Here is a 1,240-nt window from a genome sequence, read left to right as displayed (position 1 = left end):
TGACCTGCCACTGAGTTTTTCCTCCACCTGGAGTTAGAGTCCGACCTTGATTGAAGGACGGATGAATGAAGCGGAAGCGGTTTACGGAAGAGCAGATCATCGCGGTTCTGCGGGAGCACGAGGCAGGTGCGAAGGCAGGGGATCTGGCACGCAAGCACGGGATCAGCGAGGCGACGCTGTATAACTGGAAGGCGAAGTATGGCGGGATGGACGTGTCCGACGCCAGGCGCCTGAAGGCTCTGGAAGACGAGAACGCGAAGCTGAAGAAGTTGCTGGCGGACCAGATGCTGGAAGCGGCGGCGCTGAAGGAGCTTCTGTCAAAAAAATGGTAGGGCCCGCCGTGAAGCGCGAAGCCGTCGCGCATCTGCAGGCCGTCATGAGCCTGTCGGAACGGCGGGCCTGTTCTATCGTCGGAGCAGACCGGAAGATGGTGCGCTACCAGTCGCGCCGTCCGCCGGAGACGGAACTGCGCGGCAGATTGCGCGAACTTGCCAACGAGCGCCGCCGCTTCGGCTATCGACGCCTGTTCATCCTGCTGCGGAGGGAAGGCGAGCGATCCGGCATCAATCGCATCTATCGGCTCTACCGGGAGGAAGGGCTGGCGGTTCGCAAGCGCCGATCACGACGACGAGCAGTCGGCACACGTGCCCCGATCCTGGTTGAGGTGAAGGCGAACGCTCGATGGTCGCTGGACTTCGTGCATGACCAGTTTGCCTGTGGCCGGCGCTTCCGGGTGCTGAACATCGTCGATGAGGTGACACGGGAATGCCTGGCTGCGATCCCGGATACCTCGATCTCTGGCCGTCGTGTTGCTCGTGAACTGACCGATCTGATCGCTCGCCGCGGCAAACCGGGAATGATCGTGTCCGACCATGGCACCGAGTTCACCTCGAACGCTATCCTGGCCTGGTCGAAGGATCATGGCGTCGAATGGCACTACATCGCGCCGGGAAGGCCGATGCAGAACGGTTACGTCGAGAGCTTCAACGGCCGAATGCGTGACGAACTCTTGAACGAGAGCCTGTTCTTCGGCCTCGACCATGCCCGCAGCGCCATCGCCGAATGGGTGGAGGATTTCAACACGACGAGACCACACTCCTCGCTTGGCTATCAAACCCCGGCGACCTTCGCCGAGGTTCTCGCCGCAACCGGTAACCCGGTTGCCCAACCCGCGCCTCAGCGCGTAACAGAAACAGTCGAGGCTCTAATCGCCGCTGGATGAAGGTTCAGTGGCAGGTCA

General features: G+C 61.5%; 1 protein-coding gene. It reads left to right on the top strand.

Annotation, left to right across the window (positions count from 1 at the left end; all coding sequences use genetic code 11):
- Window positions 1-65 precede the first annotated feature (65 nt).
- Window positions 66-1,222, top strand: a protein-coding gene (locus NUU27_RS25340) for an IS3 family transposase (protein ID WP_257765061.1) whose coding sequence is annotated in 2 segments (ribosomal slippage) — window positions 66-318 and window positions 318-1,222 — 1,158 coding nt in all. Because the reading frame shifts where the segments join, the coding sequence is not laid out codon by codon here.
- The last annotated feature ends 18 nt before the right edge of the window (window positions 1,223-1,240 follow it).

The organism is Nitratireductor sp. ZSWI3, assembly GCF_024655565.1.
In the GTDB taxonomy this organism is placed as follows: domain Bacteria; phylum Pseudomonadota; class Alphaproteobacteria; order Rhizobiales; family Rhizobiaceae; genus Nitratireductor.
Note: the sequence above shows the minus strand (reverse complement) of the source record. Positions and strands in the feature narration are given on the sequence as shown.